Below are 19,825 nucleotides of genomic sequence, written 5' to 3'. Positions count from 1 at the left end.
CAATGGATAAGAATAAAAAAAATATTGATCAATTTTTCCTGGAGCAGCTGGCGGGTGCCCGTGAACAGCCCCCGGCATCGGTATGGGAGGGCTTGGAAGAAAAATTGAAAGAGCATCCTCCTGAACGCCGGACTTTCGGCAAAGGGTTTATTGCATCGCTCGCAGCACTGATCGTTGCAGTAGGGGGCATTGCCTATTTGTGGAGTGGCGCCTCTTTAACGGTACAATATCAGGCCGGATCAGCATTAGTAGCGGGCAAGGAGCGCAGTATCTCTGGGCAGGATGATGCAGCTGAACATCCTACAGCAGCACCTGCAAAGGGTATTGTGGACGCCGAGCCAGAGGCCGGGAAAGCAGCACAACAGCAGATGGGACATCAGGAGGATGTGGCTCGCATTGCCGCTAACACAGGCGTCTCTGCTATGGAGCAACATGATAAGGCTAAGCGTACCTTATCATCGATCCCTGGGCCTTCTGGTCGTAGCAGCGCAGGAAAGACGCTAAGCGGCAGTATTACCCCTGTTTCTGCTCACCTTAGTACTACCGGGGACAGATCATTAAAAGGAAGTGAAGCCGTGCAGGCAGGTAAGCATATACCATTTGTTGGGAACCCCGTACAACCGGAACCGGCATTCAATACACCGCTTGATCCTACGGTTACAGCTAAAAAGATGGCGAATGACCGAAATATTGCCGAAGTACCAGAACTCAATAAAGATAAGGTTACATTAGACAATGCCGCGCAGGATCATGCACCGGAGCCGCCGGATATTATAGACCAATCGCCGGAGGCTATCGTGTTTCATAAAGTTGCATTTAAAGGCGCTTCAGATACCTCCAATGCGGCGCAAGGAAAATACGTTCCGGAGCAAAATGCCGCAGTAAACTATACAATAGAAAATATAGAACCTGCTGTAGCAAACGTAACAAAAGCATCCGGAGACAGGGTAGAGGCCGCAGGGAAAAAGGAAACGGTAACGCGCGGTAAAGTGGCCCGCCTGTCGGAAAAGAAAATGCAGCAGCCTGCAGCGGTTAAACTGCCGCCTGCGCAAAAAATGACCCTTGCTGAAGAGCAGAAAATCAGGAAATCCCTGAACCTCTTTCTGGGTATTAAAGCCGGGTATGAAACCGGTTTCAGTAGTTTTACATCGGGTAAATATGTGGGTTCTGTATTCGGAGAAGTACAACTTTCAGACCGGTGGAGCTTTTTATTGCAGCCCGGCATTAAAGTGGCGCAGTTGAATCGTACGCTGATCCAGGCCGGTAACTATTTCCAGGCCGGAGCAACTACTTCCAGGATGTTCAATGTCCGGGGAGATGATAGTTCCGGATATACATATGATTATGCATACCGGCAAACGTATGATTCTATAATCGCTTCTGTAGAAATGAAAAAGAACTTTACGGAACTGGAGTTACCGCTTTTTCTCCGCTATAAAATAAACCCGCAGTTTTCGGTTATGGCAGGGGTGAATTTTACTTTTGGCAAGCTTGTGCTGTGGAACAATAAACTACAGACAATATCGGGCTTTACGATTACCGATACCGTGCTGAACACTACAGATACTGTGGCACCCGCCGCATCTGCAAAATTTGCTCATCCCGGCAGCACATCATTTGCAGAGTACAAGCCATTGGCATTACCCGCCAATACAAGCCCCATGCGTTTTGGCTATAGTCTTGGTCTTAGTTATACGCTGCGCGAGAGATTAATGATCGATCTGCTGATGCAGCAAAATCTTTCCGGTTATGGTAGCCTTACGGAACCAGGTATACGACAAGTATTTTCCCAGGCCTATTTTAGATTGTCTGCAGGATACAAACTGTTCGGTACCCGCAAAAAATAATGATCAGCATACTAACAAACTGTTTTGACCAATCGTCATTATCATTACGACAACTAATTTTTCAATCCCCTTTATTCTGTAACCTTAAATGATCATTATGAAAAGCACATTTTTATCGCTTATTATCCTGGCTGCCGGATGGCTGCTATCGGGTTCTGCAAATGCACAGCAACCTTCCTGTAACCCTGACTTTACTTATGCGCAAACGGGTTCCAACACGTTAACGTACACCTTTACCAATACGACTGTGGCCAGCAGCACCTCGTACCAGTCTTATGCACTGCTGATGCTGACAAACAATTCGTATCTGACGTACATGAATTCCATCGGAGGTAATGGGAGTACGGCACAGTATACCTTCAATGCTCCCGGTACATATAAGGTGATTCTTTCCATGTCAGATTCTTCTGTATTGGGTTCTTGCAATGCAAACGATACGCAAACCGTTGTGGTTACAGGCCCGCCTGCTCCCAATGCCAATCTCTATGGTAACATTTTTGCACCATATGATAGCATTACAACACCTACTTATGTTTACCCTAACCTGTCCTTTAAAGTATGGCTCATTCAGCACGATGCAAATACCAATATGCTGACTGCTGTTGACTCCCAGATCGTAAGTGCCACCAATGCCATTTATGTAGCGTACAACTTTGCAGGTAAGCCTAATGGCGATTATCTTGTAAAGGCTCAGGACTTACTGAATATTAATAATGGCGGCTTGTATATGGTACCTACCTATCATATGAGCTCTATATACTGGTACAGTGCTGCTACCATTAATCATACGAATACTATGCCTGTTTATGGCCAAAACATCTTTATGCTCAGCGGTGCGCAGACGACCGGTCCTGGCTTTATCGGAGGTAATGTGACTCAGGGAGCCAATCGACCTGGTGCAGGGCAGACCCTGGCTGTGGGAGATCCTGTAAGCAACATGGATATTTACCTGAAAGATGAGGCAACGGATAAAGTAGTGGCACATACCACTACAGATGCACAAGGCCATTACTCTTTTGCAAATCTGCCTGCAGGAACATATACAATCTTCCCTGATGCCCTTAATTTTGAAACCATTGCAGACGAGCATATAACTGTAGATGCTTCTGGTAGCGCCATCGGCAACAGAAACTTCACCCAGACGGCAACAAAAGTGAAACCAACCAGTCCTACTGCACTGACCAACGTTACAGTAGCATTAGCAGGCGTGTATCCTAATCCGGTTACCGATAAACTGAATATCAGCTGGAAAACACAGGTGAACAATGCAACCGTAAAAATGTATAATATCATTGGCGAGGAAGTATACAGCGCTGCAAAACCTGTAACAGGAATAGATATGCACCATTTAGCTAAAGGAGTATATGTACTCAAAATCACTGCTGGTGATGCGGTACAAACTTTACGCATCAGTAAGCAATAGGTTTATTTCATCATTCATACCAACCCAAATATAAAAGGAGCCCATTGGGCTCCTTTTGCTATGATTATTTTCTCTTTGTTTTCTTTTTGGGTGTAGCCTTCTCTGGCTTGGGTTTGGGATCTGTAGCATCCGGTTCTTTGTCGGCCTTTTTGCCCAGTATCTGTTCCCTTTGGAATGGAGTAGCATGTTCCAGTAACTCTTCCAGCGATTTTGGTCTTTCGGCTTCCCGCCATTTAAACCTGCTCAGGCGCAAACTTTGCGGATCCACCTGCATCATTGGGGTCATCGTTTGCTTGAAATCGGTCAGGTAATAAATCATTTTTACCTTACGCTCTTTAAACTGTATCCGCAACCTGTTGCTTGATGCCCTGGAAGCTCCTATATAGGCCTCTTCATCATCTTTAGGAAAATAAATTGTTTCTGCATTAGGGTAGGCTACAGCAGAGTCCAGTTCGTTGTTTACAAAAAAAGCATGAATCCGGTTACCCTGGATCTGGTCATACATGCCTGCTGTTTCCGGGCCATTCTGCTGGATCACAATTGCATTTTTAGGCACATATACTTCCTGTATCTTGCTGCTGTCCAGCAGGGCATAAATCGTATCGCCCAGTATCTGGCTTTTACGTCCCCATACCACAGGATTTTTATAGAGGATCATTAATGAATCAGACTGTGCATAGCGTAAGCTGTCACATTTGGCCTGAGCCGAATCGGCATATACCTTCACATGACGGTAGGCAATAAAATACCTCGGCTTATCGGCCTCTTTCCCATCTCCTTTATCATATATCTTTTGTGCAGCATTTTCTCCGATACGCTGCTTAGGTCTTTCCGGTCGTTCAGATGAGGTTTTCAGGTTATCAGTTACAGCGCCCACCGTATCGGTATCTACCAGCAAAGAATCATCTGCAGCCACATTCATCTGTGGCAATTCCAATGCAGGCTCTTCCGGTATGTTCAGGCTGTCTGTTACGGGTTGCACCAGCAGACTGTCTTTTCCTTTCAGGTGAGCTGTACTGTCTTTTCCTGTTAATGATGCAGTGCTATCCTTAACGGAAGAGCGGAACAGTAGTTTGGTACTGTCCACTTCCACACCTTGTTGCATTGCATTGATCAGTTTGTCCAGCTGCAGTTTCGCCGTGTCTATAGGCCCGGCATCAGGTCTTTGCAGGTTGGCTATAGGTTCGCTAAACACCGTATCTGCAATGATAAATATACTATCCTTACCATCTTTTCGTTTCATGATCGGATGGTCGGTCGCCGTCATTTTCTCTGTAAGTTCATTATACATGGCAAAGCCACTGTATAAGGTTGTTTTCATTGAAGTATCGATCGCAACAACATTCCCGGTAGCTACAGCCCAGCCGGAGACACGGTTATACTTCAGGTCATCGGCCTCTATAAACTGCGCATTGTGGATGATGTTGGAGCGCCCTTTGAACTTCGCTATTTTATGCTCAGCATCATAGGTCCCGGCTTTGGCAACCAGGTAAGTATTGTCATTCTGCACAATGGATGGAGCAAAGAATTTTACCACACGGGTATCGGTATTATAGCCGATGTCCTCAGAAGTAACCGTATACTCCGGATCATTCACCACAACATCCCCTTTAAAGCGCGCATCTTTTGTTTTCAGGTTATACTCGCCCGATTTGCTGGAGAGCAGTGTCGCTTCATTCTGTAAAGTACCGTTATGGTAGTATTTGCCCACTTTCGTGGCCAGGTTATAATCCACCTCATCAGACCATAAACTATTGCCTTTGCTGTCATTCAATACCACATCACCCTTCATATACACGATCTTGGTACCACCGGTATATTTCAGGTAATCGGCAAATGCCTGTGTACCATCGGCCTGTTCTATCGATACATTACCGAACGCTTCTGCCACCTTCTGGTTCTGGTACAGTACAGCACTGTCACAATACAGGATATCACTGCCGTTACGCAGTTTTACATCGCCCACTATGCGGGTGATCTGTTCTGTGCCTTGCTTTACAATATCAGTATAGGTCGAATTCAGGATCTCGATAAAGGCTGTATTGCTGTTTTTGGCCGTATCAGCAGCTGGTACCTGTTGCTGCGCAAAAGCATTGCTGGTAAGCAGCAGCATACAGCATAAGGCCACGGTCTGCAGCCTCTTTATCTGAAAACAGAAGGTACCGGTCATGTGCCGGTACCATAAATTAAGTTTATCCAATAGCCTGGTTTAAGTCATTGATAATATCTTCCACATCTTCAATACCCGTGCTCAGGCGGATCAGTCCGTCGGAAAGACCGTTCTTGATGCGCTCTTCACGAGGAATAGAAGCATGTGTCATCGTAGCAGGATGGTTGATCAGTGATTCTACACCACCAAGGCTTTCTGCCAGGGCAATCAGTTTGGTAGACATCAGCATACGTTTTACATTCTCCGGGCTGTCATCTTTCAGTTCGAAACTGATCATGCCACCGAAATTGCGCATTTGCTTTTTCGCAACTTCATGTCCCGGATGGTCTTCAAATCCCGCCCAGTACACCTTAGCTACCTTAGGATGGTTGCGCAGGAAGTGTGCTACTTTAGCACCGTTCTCACAGTGGCGATCCATGCGTACGTGCAGGGTTTTGATCCCTCTTAGCACCAGGAAACAGTCTTGTGGTCCCGGTACAGCACCCGCACTCTTCTGGATGAAGAACAGATCATCTCTCAGTTGCTTATCATTCACGATCAGCGCACCCAGGATCACATCACTGTGACCACCCAGGTATTTAGTAGCAGAGTGCATCACGATATCAGCACCCAGATCCAGAGGATTCTGCAGGTAAGGAGAGGCAAAAGTATTGTCTACACATAATAAAACATTAGCCGCTTTGGATATCGCTGCAATCGCCGCAATGTCGGTAATGTTCATCAGTGGATTGGTCGGGGTTTCGGTCCAGATCAGTTTGGTATTGCTGTTGATGGCTTTGCGGATATTCTCCGGGTCCTTCATGTCTACATAATGAAAGCGGATGCCGAATTTGACAAACAGCTTTTCAAATAAACGATAGGTGCCACCGTACATATCATTTGCCGCAATTACTTCATCACCGGGATTGAGCAGGCGTATAACCGCATCTGTTGCCGCAACACCGCTGCCGAATGCCAGGCCGTACTGTCCGTGTTCGATACCGGCCAGTGCATTTTCCAGCGCCTGACGGGTAGGATTGCCTGCACGGGAGTAGTCAAATCCTTTATGCTCATCAGGAGCATCCTGTACATAAGTTGAGGTCTGGAAGATCGGGGTCATAATAGCTCCGGTGCTTGGGTCCGGTTCTACACCGGCATGGATCAGGTTAGTACCGATACCATAAGAAGTATGATTGCTCATATAATTTCAGATAAGTATTTTAATCAGATGAATAAACGTAAAAACTCTCTATTTCCTGATACAGGAATGCGAAAGCAGCCCAAAATTAGGCCAAATGATTATGATGGAAAAATAAGAGGGGCTAAAATTATGTTGTGTTCTTCATACAAGTGCCTTATCTGCGCTGCAGGTATAGCCTTTTGAGGTGCCGGCGGTTTACCAGGCATACCAGCAGGACACAGGCCAGCAGGGTAATATGATTAATGTCTGACACCAGGCAATGGCCATTGTATATAGATCCGGAAAATTCTTTCCAGTGCCAGGGAAAGTATGGGCTGTGTGTAGGCATACCGATATGCGTACGCTTGTTGATAATCTGCGGAGCCAGGTCGATCAGATCGGGTAGTACGCTGCCGAGGAAGGCCGAAAAAATGATGAAGCGATAGCGACCACTGGCGAACAAAAGGTTGAGTAAAATAATGATCAGGCCCAGACTTGCATCCAGTGCTGCCGGTACGGGGTAGCAGTGAGGTATATAGTCCAGGATACCATGTGTGATTATGCCCAGCGAGAAACATAATAAACCGTAGCCGGCCTGTTGTACAGGTCGTGGATTACGGGGTATATGCTGGGCACATAGAGCAATAATTCCTATAGCAGCGCCGGTATGGAAGAGGATATTCATACGGTAGCCAGGTATTTTGTTTATAAATGCATGTTTTCTCTGAATATCTTCACGGCAATAGCAATCAGGATTACCCCGAAGAATTTACGGATCACCAGGATACCCGCAGGCCCCAGTAGTTTTTCCATAGCATTGAGTGAACGGATAATGACAAAAATAATCACCAGGTTCACCAGGATGCCGATCAGGACATTATACTGGTGGTATGCCGATTTCAGAGAAAGAATAGTGGTTAAGGTGCCCGATCCTGCAATCAGGGGAAAGGCAATAGGAACAATACTACCGGTCTTGGCCGAGCCGCCGTCCGGTTTGAAGAACTCTATACCCAGGATCATCTCCAGACCCAGGATAAAGATAATGATCGAACCCGCTATCGCGAAAGAAGAGACATCCAGTCCCATAAACTTCAGGATATCATTGCCCGCCAGGAAGAAAAGAATCATTAATGCACCGGACACAACTGTTGCCGTCAATGCACTGATATCGCCCATCTTTTTCTTAATACCGATCAGTACCGGTATAGATCCGAGTATATCGATCACGGCAAATAGCGTAATCGATATGGTGACAATTTCATTGATATTAATCTGGCCGAATTCGTTCATAGCGCAAAAATGATGATTTTAATTGTGTATTGTCCTGAATATTTGCAGTTTGTGGGTAAATAAGTAGTAAATCCGCTCCTTTTCGATCCTGGCCATGATAAATTCCGGATCATCGGGTAGGGGAAGGGTCTGCTCCTTCATGATATTCAGATCATAACTAATCCATTTTTGTTGGGTGCTGTATACCAGTGTATGATCGAATACCTGTAATTGTTTCACATGAAACAAATCCATATTTGTAAGTATGGTAGCATACTGGTCAAATACAAAAATACCCTTTGCAGTGTCTACGGTATAGATCTTGCGGTCACGGTCCAGTATCTGTACCGGAAAGAGTACATCGCCGGTGGCAGAGCGCAGGTCATCGCTTTGCTGCATTACATTCAGCTGCTCATCAATTTTTTGCAGCTTCGCCAGTTGCACATCATATACCCATATATTGCCATCCCTGGCCATACCGGCAGCGGTGGGCTGAAAGAGGTTCAGTTTCTTCAGGTCCATCTCATTCTTAGGGCTGAGCATACGGTCGAGGAAAGTTATTTTACCATATTCGGGATAGAAAAGCAGGAGCTTGAGGGGGTTACTGGCATCAACAGTGGCCAGATCGCCATTCTGTATGCTGCGGTAATTGCCCAGGCTGTCTCCGTTAAGGCTATATTTTACAAGGCTGTTGTCTTTAAAGATGATGTATACATTACCCAGTTCATCGGTAGTCATACTCTTTGCGGCACTGTTCAGCGGCTTTTGGTACAAAAGCTCCTGGGCAGATGATTTGCCGGGAATGAACAGCAGTAAAAAGCAAATGCAGAAATGGTACATGCGCATAGAGAAAGGCCGTAAAAATAAGGTTTCACAATAGCTTATACACAGCATAAACTAAAATTACGTTATTTTGGCATAAGAATAAAGTGAATTATAAATTAGAGCATGAAAAAAGCGCAACAAATATTACTGGGCACAGTACTGATGATGATGGGTTTGAACGCACTGCCACTGTCCCTGAATGCACAACAGACCAAAGAGACGAAGGCGACTAGTGAAGATAACCTGAACAAAAAAGATAAACTGGGTAAGAAGCAGGGTATGTGGTTCTTTAATATGCCGGAACAGTTTGGCGATCCCTCCTATATGGAGTTCGGTACCTATAAAGATGATCTGAAGAGTGGGCTGTGGTATAAACTCAGTAAGGAGCGCCAGCTGATCTCTATTGAAACATTTAAACAAGGTGTGCTGGATGGACAGGCACAGTATTTTGATGAAGGCCGGTTGTACTGCATCGGACATTACAGGGGCATATATTCCAAGTATGCATACGATACTTTTATGGTGACTAACCCGGTTACCCTGAATGATACGATGGTGATCATTTCATCTGACAGAGGGTATACCAAGCATGGATTATGGCGTTATTACAATCCTGTAACCGGTCATCTGGTAAAAGAAGAAGAGTACCAGGTTGATCTGTTACTAAGAGAAGAAGAATTTACAGAACCCGCTCCCAGAGCCACTCCTGAGCGACCTAAACTACCACATGAAGGTGGTAAACACAAGGGTTGGGATGCCGGAAAAACAAGCTCCAAAAAATCTTTGATAAAATAATTTGGTAAATCAAAAAAAGGATTCTACCTTTGCAATCCCAAAACGATTAAACAACAACAATTGCCGCGTTGGTCAAGGGGTTAAGACGCCTCCCTTTCACGGAGGAATCACGGGTTCGATTCCCGTACGTGGTACCAGAGTTTTTTTAATTGTTGATCGTTTTTGCCGCGTTGGTCAAGGGGTTAAGACGCCTCCCTTTCACGGAGGAATCACGGGTTCGATTCCCGTACGTGGTACGAAAAGCAGCAAGTCTCTTATCTTAATGATAAGAGACTTTTTTAATTTATAGCTTGTTGATAAAAATACTTTTTTACCCCAAAAGTTTCCTTAATTTTGCGCTTTACTTTAATAAGCTATGGTAGATGTATTAATAGGTTTGCAATGGGGTGATGAGGGTAAAGGTAAAATCGTAGATTACCTTGCAGCTCAGTACGAAATTATTGCACGCTTTCAAGGTGGCCCGAATGCAGGCCATACTCTTTACGTAAACGGACAGAAGGTTGTACTGCGTACCATTCCTTCCGGCGTATTCCAGGAAAACAAACTGAACCTTATCGGTAACGGTGTGGTAATTGACCCGGTAACTTTAAAAGAAGAAATCGAAGGTCTGAAAGCACTGGGCGTTCCTGTTGAAGAAAACCTCTTCATCTCTCATAAAGCACACATCATCCTGCCTACGCACAGAGCACTCGATGCTGCTTCTGAGCATGCAAAAGGTTCTGAAAAGATCGGTTCTACTTTAAAAGGTATCGGTCCGGCTTATATGGATAAGACCGGCAGAAACGGCCTGAGAGTAGGAGATTTAATGGCTTCTGACTGGAAGCAGCGTTATGAAAAATTAAAAGCTAAGCATGTAGAAATGCTGCGTATGTACCAGACCGAAGTCGAATGGCAGGAATGGGAAGCAGCCTTCTTTGAAGCAGTGGCTTACCTGCAGCAATTGAATATTGTGAATGGTGAGTACTGGTTGAATAATCATATTGCCAATGGCAAAAAAGTACTGGCTGAAGGTGCACAAGGCTCTATGCTGGATGTAGACTACGGTACTTATCCGTTCGTTACCTCTTCCAATACCATTACAGCCGGTGTATGTACAGGTTTGGGTATTGCCCCTTCCCAGATCGGTGAGGTGTATGGTATTACCAAAGCATATTGTACCCGCGTAGGTAGTGGTCCTTTCCCTACCGAGCTGCACGATGAGACCGGAGAAGCGTTACGCAAAGCCGGTAACGAGTTCGGCGCAGTGACCAAACGTCCTAGACGTTGTGGTTGGATCGATCTGGTTGCTTTACGCTATACTATTATGCTGAGCGGCGTTACCCGTCTGATCATTACTAAGGCAGACGTTATGGATGAATTTGAAGAAATCAAAATGGCGACTGCTTATAAAGTAGGGGAAACCGTTACGGAAGAAATGCCTTTTGATATCTGTGATATGGCTATCGAGCCGGTATACCAATCTTTCCCTGGATGGACTGCACAAAAGATCAGTGCATGTACCAGTCTGGAGCATTTACCGGAAACCTTTACCGAGTATTGCAAGTTCATCGAGAACTACCTGGGTACCAGAGTACAATATGTATCTAATGGTACCGGTAGAGATAACCTGATGAAGTTTTTCTAAAAACAGCAATTACATACAATATATAATAAGTATAGCCCGGCATATTGCCGGGCTATACTTATTATATATCTATTCTCAGCAGGATATTTTTTTGAGTACACATTGTTTAATTCAAGTATGTGATTTTGAAATCGGGGGTATTGTAAAAAGATATTTTCCGGCACAGGAACAGTAGAAATGTTAAATGATTTATTTGTCTCATGTATTGTAGTTCCTGTTAAATGGATTATTTACATATTTATTTTATTTTAAATTTGATTGGCGAATCTGTAATTATCAGCTTATTGTTCGACCTCAATTTTTGCATAATTTGGGCAAATTGCTATGAAATCCAACCAAAGCAGTGTATTTTAGTGTCTTTATTGTTACGGACAACAAAAAATCACTTTCATTATGAAGAGCAAATTTCTACTCATTATTGCTTGCTTTTTAACTACTATCATGCCCGGAGCCTTTGCTCAGAGTTATACATATACGTTAAATGGCAATCCTATTAATACTACCGGATGGACACTGACCGGAACAGCGTTTAACAACGTTACGGACATTATGCTGAATAATGCCACAACAAGTCAGAACGGAAGTATCTACTATGGCACCCCACAGAACCTGAGCAGTGCCTGCGATTATTTCAGCGTATCATTCGACTTTAAATTTACGGTGACACCAGGTGTAGATCCTGCAGATGGTCTGGCGTTCTGGTATATTGCCAATCCACCTTCCGGTACCGTACTGGGCGCAGGTTTGGGCATGCCGGCCAATATGAATGGCTTTGCCCTGATCTTCGATGTATACAGTAATGATAACAATGTTAATCCACCAAATAACCCGCTGATTACCCTCAGAAAATTTACCAATACAGGATACACAGAGGGCGTATATAACGGCCTTATCGGATCTGAAGTATACAACCAGTCTACACTGATCAATGGTAGCTGGCATACCTGTACCATGATCTATCAGAGTGGGGTGATGAGCGTGTATCTGGATGGTGGAGCTACTCCAATCATTACAGGAGCCCTGGCTTTAAACAATAACGTAGGTTATTTCGGTTTCTCCGCTTCTACAGGTGCACTTTATGAAACACATGCTGTTAAGAATGTAATCATCTCCGGTGGTCAGCAACCTGATCCTGTTACGGTTGCAGACCTGAGCTATTGTGTTGGCGCCACTTCAGCACCATTAACCGTTTCTAATACATTACCAGGTGCTAATATTCACTGGTATACTACCTCTTCTGGTGGTACCAGCAGCAGCACCGCTCCTACACCAAATACCAGCACACCAGGTACCACTACATGGTGGGTAACGCAAAGTGCTGCAGGTTGTGCTATTGAAAGCCAGCGTGTGCCGATTACCGTTACGGTTAATCCTGCCCCTGAAATGTCTATAAGCCCTGCATATGCAGAGATCTGTAAAGGAACACCATTATTACTGACAGCAGTAGGTGCCCCTAATATTACCTGGACACCTCCTGATGGGTTAAGCGCTACTACTGGTGCTTCTGTTGTGGCTAATCCGGTACAGAGCACTACTTACCGCGCCATCGGTACTACACCGCAGGGTTGTAAGGATACCGGTATCATGACCGTTAAAGTTTTCCCTAGCTATAATAAAACACTGAACATTACCATCAATGAAGGCGAAAGCTACGAGTTTGGTGATATGCAGCTGATGGATCCGGGTACTTATAAAGGAAGCTTCCTGTCTTCACTGGGTTGTGACAGTACGGTTACGATCAACCTGACAGTAGATTACAAAGATAAAAAGACAATGTTCCCGAATGCCTTTACGCCAAACGGTGACGGACGTAACGATTACTTTGCCCCGCTGAGCAACTATCCTAACCTGATCACTATTGAGGAGTTTGATATCTTCAACAGATGGGGTCAACTGGTGTACAGCGCTTACGGCTCTAAAGCACAAAGCGGATGGGACGGAACCTTTAATGGTAAAGTAGCCGATGCCGGAGTATATTACTATTATGCCCGTATGCGTACCAGAGATGGTGTAGAAGAATTTAAAGGAGAAATTACTTTATTCAGATAGAATTTTTAAGACCAAAAAGGAAAGGCTATACATAATTGTATAGCCTTTTTTGTTTTGTTTTTAGCACTCTTTTATTTTTTAATCACCTCCGCCTTCAGCACTTTGCGCTTCTTGATGTGCAGTGCGATAAAGGATAATACAAAACCGATTACCGCAATCAGGGCTAGTTTACCGATGTATGGGTAAGTCAGGTCTGCTGCACCGTTTTCAATGATCAGGATACGGAAGGCCGGCAGGAAATGAGTCAGTGGAATGATGTCTGCAATAGTCTGTATCCAGCCGGGCATCTGGCTCAGGGGCCAGGTAAAACCGGAGAGGATAAAGCTTGGTGTAGCTACAACCATAAGGATCTCCGTTGCCTTAAGCTGATTAGGGATCAGTATACTGAACAGGATACCCATAAAACATACCGCCAGTACAAATACCCCTGCAATGAGGGTCAGTGTGCCCAGGTTATGATCGAAAGGGATACGGAACCATTTGGTAAACCCCCAGTACATCATCCATATTCCGAAACTCATGATCAGGTAAGGAATCACCTTTACCCAGAGCAGCATAAACGTCGATTTGGATTGTTTCACCAGGTCTTTAAAAGTACCTTTCTCAAACTCTGCGGCAAAGGATAGGGCCAGTCCTAATAGTAGTACCTGTTGCAATACCGTAGCCAGGATACCCGGCCACAGGAAATACATATAGTTGGTCGAGCGGTTGAACTTTTTGATGAATGTAGTGCGGAACGGTTCGTATTGGCTCAGCAGTAATTGCTCCGGTGTGCCTTGTTTTCGTAAGGTTTCCATCTGCATACCAGCCTTCAGCGTACCCAGACATACCTGTATGGCCGTAGCAGCATAGTTGGCTGTAAGTACGTTAGACGTATTCACAATAGTAGTGATCTCGGGGTATCGTTTGGTCAGTACAGCATTTTCAAAACCGTCTGGAATAATCACAATACAGGCCGCTTCTTTTTCAATCGCCAGACGGTTCAGCTGGTTTTCATCAAACTGCAGCGAAGCGATGTGCAATACCTCGTTATCTTCCATCATTTCGATAGCCTTACGGCTCATACGGCTCTGGTCATGGTCTACCACAATGATCGGCAGATCAGTCACCTTACCCTTGCTGTACACATAGCCCAGCAGGAGACCATACATTAATGGCGCACCGATAAACAGCATACGCAGTACCTTGTTCTGCCAGAACATGCCGAACTCTCTGCGTAGTAATTTCAAAAATGTCTTCATGATTTATGGAGCTAAGGTTACAGTAGATTTTGTGTACAGTTTTGCGGCATCTTCCGGCTGTTGTGGTTTAATGATCACCTCATACAGCGATTCCTGCATATCATAGTCGGGATAGGCCGTCGCGATATTGGCATAGGCCCCGATCTGTTTTACCTGTTTGATGGTCCCGGTAATGCTCTTGTTGTCCAGGTAGGGTACAGTTACGTTAATCGTACTTCCGGTCTGGTATGCTTTCAGTTGTTTTTCCGGTATGGTAAAGCGGAAGTAAGTAGATTCCAGCAGCGAACCCGTAACCAGTGTATAGCCCGGCAAGGCCAGCTCTCCCGTCTTCAGGGTAATGCCCTCTATACGCATATCCTGAGGCGCTATAATATACCGTTCCTTATCAGCAACAGTCACTTCCTGCAAGGCACCAAGGGCACGGTCCTGCTGGCCCAGGGCCATCGTTTGCTGTTCGATGCGCACACCATTCTGTACATCTGCAATTTCTGCATCTACCGCGATCAGCTGCGCCTTTGCACCCTGGTATTTGGCATAGACCTCATCATACTGCTGTTGCGGAATCAAAGAGTCTTTTACCATAGCCCCCAGGCGGTCCAGCGATTTCTGCGCAAAATCGTATTGTTCTTTTAAAGCCTGTTTCTTGGCCTGTAATTGCTTCAGCTGATTGCCGGTCGCCCCGTGTACCGTCATCTGATACTGCGCCTCTGCAGAGGTCACCGCACCTTCGGCCTGCGCTTTTTTAGCCGCCACTTCCGGTATATCCAGTATCGCCAGGGTATCGCCCTTGTGTACAAAATCACCTTCCTGAACCTTCAGTACCGATATGCGTCCGGCGATCTTGCTCACCACCGCTACCTGGTCCCGTTCTACCTTGCCTTGTACCGGTTTTACAGTATCCTTATTATTGCCACAGGAGGCCAGGGTCAGCGCACCTGCTATGTATAAAATATATTGTTTCATGATTTATTTTGTTTGAAGAGATGATTGTAAAGTACCGGTTGCAGCGTAGGTATCCAGTGCAGCCTGGCGTTCCTCGATCAGCGTATTGATCTTGTTCAGGCGGGATTGATACATATCCGTTTCGGCAGAGAGGCGTTCGGTAACATTGATCAGGCCTGCTTTGTATTGTTTCTCCGCCATAGTAAGGTTATTGCTTGCCACCTTTTCTCTCTGGTCGGCAAGGTCTATCTGGCGAAGTAAAGTCTCATAACGGGCCTTATTGTTTTCGAGTTGCAGTTTCATTTTCTGCTTTGTATCATTAAGCTTCAGGTCTACCTGGTCAATGTTGATCCTGGCCGCTTCAATTTTATGTTTGCGTTCAAATCCGCCAAACAGTTCCCATTTAAAGGCCAGGCCCACCATCCAGTTCGGACTTAAAGTAGCCTCGTTCAATCGCAGGTTCATATTATAGTTATACGCCGTACCATTCAGGGCTGTTAAAGGAATTGTTGTGGACGTGCTGCCATTAAATAAAGAGGCATAACTGTACGATCCGAAGGCACCCAGGGTAGGGAGCAGAGATCCTTTTTCCTTTTTCAATGCATAGGTATAGGCCTCACGGAAAGAAGATAATGCTTTGGCCTCTGCCCTGTTTTCTGTACTCAGCGCAGCCAGGTCTGGAATCATGATCGGATGCACCTCGTACACCACCGCAGCAATCTGTGCCTCATCATAACCACACAGGTCACCGATCTTCTGCATCAGCACTTTTCGTTTGCCCGAGAGTTCTACCTGGCGCGTTTCCAGTTCCAGGTCGGCCAGTTTTATTTTATCCCGGTCATAAGGAATGGCCAGTCCCAGCGATATCGCTTTCTCCACCCGTTCCTGTTCCTTGTCCAGTCTTTTACGGCTTTCCGCAATCAGCTGATCAGCCTCATCCAGTAAGCGTAATTGGTCAAACACAAAGATTACTTCTTTAATCACCGCATCTTTCTTTGGTTCCAGCAGGTAAGTGCTGCCTTTGGCCTTGGCCTCCATCGCTTTGGCACCATTATATATCTGTCCGCCGCTGAAAAGAACCGTTTTGGCCGTAATACCACCGTAAAATACCTGTCCCTGGTTTTGGAACGTTTGTTTGCCGTCGAAAATGGTATTGCCGGTCAGGGGCAGAGTAGCCGCCGGAATATCAATGGTCAGATCATTGTCCAGGTAGCTGTACAAGGCACTGGCCTCGACACGGGGAATATATTTGTTCCATACACCCTTGCGTTCCAGTTCCATTTTCTCCAGTTCCAGGCGCTCTGTGTTTAAGTCTGTACTCAGGCTCAGGGCTGCATGAACAGCCTCCTGCAGGGAAGGACTTAATACCGGTTGTGCCAGTGCAGTATTCATGCCTATACCGGCAATGATCATACTGCTTAATAAATACTTTTTCATCATTTATTTATGTGCATCTATATTTTCGTAAATAGTAGCAAATACCTCTTTTACTGTAAGTAATTGCGCTTCCGTCAGGCCATGGGTAAGGGTTCCCAGCGTTTTATTGGCCACCGGCATAATCTTATCCTCAAGGGCTTTCCCTTTTTCGGTAAGGACGATAATATTCAGGCGGCGGTCTTTGGCATCCGGCTGACGGCTGATATAACCATCCTTCTCCAGGTTATCGATCAGGCGGGTAGTGCTGGGTTTGTCCCTTCCGGTTTCATCAGCAATGGTCTGCTGCGATACGCCATCCTGTTTCCATAAAACCACCAGTATCGTCCATTGTTCCCGGGTCAGGCTTATATCATTCGCTTTGAACTGCTGTCCAAGAAAGCGGCTCACATGCATGAATATGCGCCCGGTGAGCAGGTTATGACGGTCTTCTGTCGAGATGATATGTTTGGTATCCATAATTATAGTTGTTTATGCAACTACAAAATTAGATATAAAAATGATTGCATAGACAACTATTTGTTTAAAATAATGTTAAAGCCGTTTTGGGAGCAGATCGCAAGGGCCTGTATACAAATACGAAACAGGATAAATAAAAACGGTGAAAGCTGTGCCCAATCATTATCTTTGTGCATAAGCAAACTATATCCTATGCGTCGTATACTACTGGCTGCAATAGCACTGTTGCTGAGTGCTGCATGGATCTTTTTCCTGAACAATCACTGGGGTAGCACCCCGCCATTAGGCAAATTCTTCGGACCGGTAAAAGGCTTCTGGAAGAATGCTGTTGCCGTTACGGAAGATGGCCGGGAAATGCACATCCCCCAGCAAGAGCTACGCAGTAATGTTGATGTTACTTTTGATCAGCGGCTGGTACCACATATAGCGGCACAGAATGATGCAGACCTGTACTTTGCGATGGGTTACGTTCATGCATATTATCGTTTATGGCAGATGGATATGCAGGCCAGGGCTGCGGGAGGCCGCCTGAGCGAGGTAGCAGGACGGAAAACACTGGAATATGACCGCCTGCAGCGCAGGAAAGGAATGGTCTTTGCCGCTAAGAATGCACTCAAAATGATGGAGCAGGATGCGCAGACCAAAGCCATGCTGGATAATTATACCAGGGGGGTAAACACCTATATCGCTTCGCTGAGGCTGATGGATTATCCTTTCGAATATAAAATGATGGACTTTAAGCCGGAAGAATGGACCAACCTGAAATCGGTACTCATCATTAAATTTATGGCCGATAAGCTGACCGGCTACTCCGACGATATTGCCTATTCTTACCTGAAAGAGATCTTTCCGCAGGAGCAGTTCGATATGTTGTACCCGGAGAAGGTGCAGGGCAGCAGCCCGGTCATTCCCGCAGGTACTCTTTTTCCGGCCCCTTCACAGATGCCGGCCATTACCCCTGTTGCTAAGTTATGGGCTACCTTTACCCTTAAAGATTCTCTGGTCGCCGCTGCCGGATACCAGGAAGAGCGCAATACCGGTATAGGGTCCAATAACTGGGCCATCAGCGGACAACGTACCAAATCGGGTGGGGCTATTCTGTGCAATGACCCGCACCTGCAGCTCAATCTGCCTTCTTTATGGTACGAAGTGCAGCTGACAGCTCCGGGTATCAACAGCTATGGGGTTAGCTTTCCCGGTATCCCCTCTGTGGTTATCGGATTCAATGACAGCATAGCCTGGGGCTTTACTAACAATGCCCGTGATGTAAAAGATTATTATGAAATAAAGCAGGCCACCGATCCGCGTTATTATATCTACGATGAGCAGGAAGTGCCGTATAATTTCAGTCGCGAAGAGATCTATATCCGTGACGAAGACAATGCCTACATCGATTCGGTGCGGTACACCATACAGGGTCCGGTGCAGTATGATAGCAGCTTTCCCGATCCTCTGCATTCCGGCAAATTGCTGGCCATGCAATGGATGGCACATCGCCCCTCCAATGAGCTCAAGGCTTTTTATGCCCTGAACCGTGCAGAGAATTATGAAGCCTTTACCAGTGCCATCAGTAATTTTACCTGTCCGGCACAGAACTTTGCCTATGCAGACAGACATGGAAATATTGCCCTTTGGGCACAGGGCCGTTTCATTAATAAATGGAAAGACCAGGGTAAATATGTAATGAACGGGAGCACCAGCAAAACAATCTGGGGTAATGATATTCCTATGAAGGATAACCCGCACGTATGGAACCCGCAGCAGGGTTATGTAGCCAGTGCGAATCAGAATGTAACAGACAATACTTATCCCTACTGGTACAACGGCGATTTTGCAGAGTGGCGGGGTTGGTACCTGAATCGTACACTACAACAATGGCTGTCCGATTCTGCGCGCAGCATCGGTGTAGAAGATATGATGCAGCTGCAGAACAGTGCGTACTCTATGCTGGCAGAGCAGCTGTACCCGGCCATACAATTGTATGTACCCCAACTGAAATGGGAAGATCAGCAACATCCTTACCTACTGAGTAAGGACAGTAAAGACGCTACCTTCTTTCATATACTCTGGTATACTTTAGGACGCAATATATGGCAAAGCAGCCTGGGGCGCTATCCTGCGCTGGTGCGACCGGATGATGCCGTAACATTGCAGTTGCTGCTGCATGATAGCGTAGCGGCGAATAAGCCTATACTGGAAACCATTGCGGGCAAAGCTATGGGGGCTCTGGTACAGGAAAGTTATAAGCAGGCTACAGATAGTTTTGAAAAAGTAAAAGCCGCAAATGGTGGAGCCTGGTACCTGTCTAAACAGACTACGGTGAAGCACCTGAGCGAGCAGGCAGCCTTTAGCTTTACCAACCTGCCTACCGGTGGTGATTATAATACGCTGAATGCCATGCAGGGCCGTAAAGGTCCCAGCTGGAGAATGGTTGTGGATATGGACCCGAACGGCATCAAAGCCTACGGTATATATCCCGGTGGGCAAAGCGGGCATCCCGGCAGTAAGTTCTATAGCGCTTATATGCAACAATGGGCAGACGGAACGTATAACCAGCTGACTTTCTATCCTAAAAACAGTAAATAAGA

At 45.8% G+C, this 19,825-nt stretch carries 15 protein-coding genes and 2 tRNA genes; 8 read left to right on the top strand and 9 right to left on the bottom strand.

The window, feature by feature from the left end:
* Positions 1-2: 2 nt before the first annotated feature.
* Both EMP01_RS01355 and EMP01_RS01350 read left to right on the top strand, forming a co-directional pair.
* Positions 3-1,847 (top strand): PorT family protein, encoded by a 1,845-nt coding sequence (locus EMP01_RS01355; RefSeq protein ID WP_129019702.1) that lies wholly within the window; start codon positions 3-5, stop codon positions 1,845-1,847.
* A 97-nt stretch (positions 1,848-1,944) separates the two neighbouring features.
* Positions 1,945-3,270, top strand: a complete 1,326-nt coding sequence (locus EMP01_RS01350) for a T9SS type A sorting domain-containing protein (protein WP_161971184.1) — start codon at positions 1,945-1,947, stop codon at positions 3,268-3,270.
* Between the two features lie 64 nt (positions 3,271-3,334).
* Here the strand turns inward: EMP01_RS01350 and EMP01_RS01345 are convergent, their stop codons facing one another.
* The 5 genes from EMP01_RS01345 to EMP01_RS01325 form a co-directional block, all read right to left on the bottom strand.
* Positions 3,335-5,470: an OstA-like protein gene (locus EMP01_RS01345; RefSeq protein ID WP_129019700.1), complete on the bottom strand. Its 2,136-nt coding sequence runs from the start codon at positions 5,468-5,470 to the stop codon at positions 3,335-3,337.
* The gene (locus tag EMP01_RS01340) at positions 5,463-6,620 is read right to left on the bottom strand and encodes a cystathionine gamma-synthase (protein WP_129019699.1); all 1,158 of its coding nucleotides are present in this window, start codon (positions 6,618-6,620) and stop codon (positions 5,463-5,465) included. The genes EMP01_RS01345 and EMP01_RS01340 overlap by 8 nt, the downstream gene beginning before the upstream one ends.
* Before the next feature lie 154 nt (positions 6,621-6,774).
* Positions 6,775-7,284: a hypothetical protein gene (locus EMP01_RS01335; protein ID WP_129019698.1), complete on the bottom strand. Its 510-nt coding sequence runs from the start codon at positions 7,282-7,284 to the stop codon at positions 6,775-6,777.
* A 20-nt stretch (positions 7,285-7,304) separates the two neighbouring features.
* On the bottom strand, positions 7,305-7,889 hold the full coding sequence (locus EMP01_RS01330) for a MarC family protein (RefSeq protein WP_129019697.1): 585 nt from the start codon (positions 7,887-7,889) through the stop codon (positions 7,305-7,307).
* Positions 7,890-7,907: 18 nt separating this feature from the next.
* Positions 7,908-8,714, bottom strand: coding sequence for an NHL repeat-containing protein (locus tag EMP01_RS01325; RefSeq protein ID WP_129019696.1), 807 nt, complete (start codon positions 8,712-8,714; stop codon positions 7,908-7,910).
* A gap of 102 nt (positions 8,715-8,816) precedes the next feature.
* On the opposite strand from EMP01_RS01325, the gene EMP01_RS01320 reads away from it, so the two are divergent.
* The 5 genes from EMP01_RS01320 (at position 8,817) to EMP01_RS01300 (ending at position 13,161) form a co-directional block, all read left to right on the top strand.
* Positions 8,817-9,488, top strand: a complete 672-nt coding sequence (locus EMP01_RS01320) for a toxin-antitoxin system YwqK family antitoxin (RefSeq protein ID WP_129019695.1) — start codon at positions 8,817-8,819, stop codon at positions 9,486-9,488.
* Between the two features lie 62 nt (positions 9,489-9,550).
* Positions 9,551-9,625: transfer RNA gene (locus tag EMP01_RS01315), tRNA-Glu, on the top strand.
* A 27-nt stretch (positions 9,626-9,652) separates the two neighbouring features.
* Positions 9,653-9,724: transfer RNA gene (locus EMP01_RS01310), tRNA-Glu, on the top strand.
* Positions 9,725-9,843: 119 nt separating this feature from the next.
* A complete protein-coding gene (locus EMP01_RS01305; protein WP_129019694.1) occupies positions 9,844-11,112 on the top strand; it encodes an adenylosuccinate synthase in 1,269 nt (422 codons plus the stop codon).
* A 393-nt stretch (positions 11,113-11,505) separates the two neighbouring features.
* Positions 11,506-13,161 (top strand): T9SS type B sorting domain-containing protein, encoded by a 1,656-nt coding sequence (locus EMP01_RS01300; protein ID WP_129019693.1) that lies wholly within the window; start codon positions 11,506-11,508, stop codon positions 13,159-13,161.
* Between the two features lie 71 nt (positions 13,162-13,232).
* Here the strand turns inward: EMP01_RS01300 and EMP01_RS01295 are convergent, their stop codons facing one another.
* The 4 genes from EMP01_RS01295 to EMP01_RS01280 are packed head-to-tail and all read right to left on the bottom strand — an operon-like array spanning position 13,233 to position 17,237.
* Positions 13,233-14,402: an ABC transporter permease gene (locus tag EMP01_RS01295; RefSeq protein WP_129019692.1), complete on the bottom strand. Its 1,170-nt coding sequence runs from the start codon at positions 14,400-14,402 to the stop codon at positions 13,233-13,235.
* Between the two features lie 3 nt (positions 14,403-14,405).
* On the bottom strand, positions 14,406-15,365 hold the full coding sequence (locus EMP01_RS01290) for an HlyD family secretion protein (protein WP_129019691.1): 960 nt from the start codon (positions 15,363-15,365) through the stop codon (positions 14,406-14,408).
* A gap of 3 nt (positions 15,366-15,368) precedes the next feature.
* Positions 15,369-16,784: a TolC family protein gene (locus EMP01_RS01285; protein WP_129019690.1), complete on the bottom strand. Its 1,416-nt coding sequence runs from the start codon at positions 16,782-16,784 to the stop codon at positions 15,369-15,371.
* A complete protein-coding gene (locus EMP01_RS01280; RefSeq protein WP_129019689.1) occupies positions 16,785-17,237 on the bottom strand; it encodes a MarR family winged helix-turn-helix transcriptional regulator in 453 nt (150 codons plus the stop codon).
* Between the two features lie 192 nt (positions 17,238-17,429).
* Between EMP01_RS01280 and EMP01_RS01275 the strand changes: the two genes are divergently transcribed.
* On the top strand, positions 17,430-19,823 hold the full coding sequence (locus EMP01_RS01275) for a penicillin acylase family protein (protein ID WP_161971183.1): 2,394 nt from the start codon (positions 17,430-17,432) through the stop codon (positions 19,821-19,823).
* The last annotated feature ends 2 nt before the right edge of the window (positions 19,824-19,825 follow it).

Source organism: Edaphocola flava, assembly GCF_004118155.1.
In the GTDB taxonomy this organism is placed as follows: Bacteria; Bacteroidota; Bacteroidia; order Chitinophagales; family Chitinophagaceae; genus Edaphocola; species Edaphocola flava.
The sequence above is the reverse complement of the archived record's forward strand: the minus strand, read 5'-3'. Positions and strand labels throughout refer to the sequence as shown.

Coding starts and splice junctions, on each gene's coding strand:
- EMP01_RS01280 (WP_129019689.1), bottom strand. CDS start 17,237: ATGGATACCAAACATATCATCTCGACAGAAGACCGTCATAACCTGCTC.
- EMP01_RS01340 (WP_129019699.1), bottom strand. CDS start 6,620: ATGAGCAATCATACTTCTTATGGTATCGGTACTAACCTGATCCATGCC.
- EMP01_RS01355 (WP_129019702.1), top strand. CDS start 3: ATGGATAAGAATAAAAAAAATATTGATCAATTTTTCCTGGAGCAGCTG.
- EMP01_RS01295 (WP_129019692.1), bottom strand. CDS start 14,402: ATGAAGACATTTTTGAAATTACTACGCAGAGAGTTCGGCATGTTCTGG.
- EMP01_RS01335 (WP_129019698.1), bottom strand. CDS start 7,284: ATGAATATCCTCTTCCATACCGGCGCTGCTATAGGAATTATTGCTCTA.
- EMP01_RS01330 (WP_129019697.1), bottom strand. CDS start 7,889: ATGAACGAATTCGGCCAGATTAATATCAATGAAATTGTCACCATATCG.
- EMP01_RS01290 (WP_129019691.1), bottom strand. CDS start 15,365: ATGAAACAATATATTTTATACATAGCAGGTGCGCTGACCCTGGCCTCC.
- EMP01_RS01320 (WP_129019695.1), top strand. CDS start 8,817: ATGAAAAAAGCGCAACAAATATTACTGGGCACAGTACTGATGATGATG.
- EMP01_RS01300 (WP_129019693.1), top strand. CDS start 11,506: ATGAAGAGCAAATTTCTACTCATTATTGCTTGCTTTTTAACTACTATC.
- EMP01_RS01275 (WP_161971183.1), top strand. CDS start 17,430: ATGCGTCGTATACTACTGGCTGCAATAGCACTGTTGCTGAGTGCTGCA.
- EMP01_RS01305 (WP_129019694.1), top strand. CDS start 9,844: ATGGTAGATGTATTAATAGGTTTGCAATGGGGTGATGAGGGTAAAGGT.
- EMP01_RS01350 (WP_161971184.1), top strand. CDS start 1,945: ATGAAAAGCACATTTTTATCGCTTATTATCCTGGCTGCCGGATGGCTG.
- EMP01_RS01325 (WP_129019696.1), bottom strand. CDS start 8,714: ATGCGCATGTACCATTTCTGCATTTGCTTTTTACTGCTGTTCATTCCC.
- EMP01_RS01285 (WP_129019690.1), bottom strand. CDS start 16,784: ATGATGAAAAAGTATTTATTAAGCAGTATGATCATTGCCGGTATAGGC.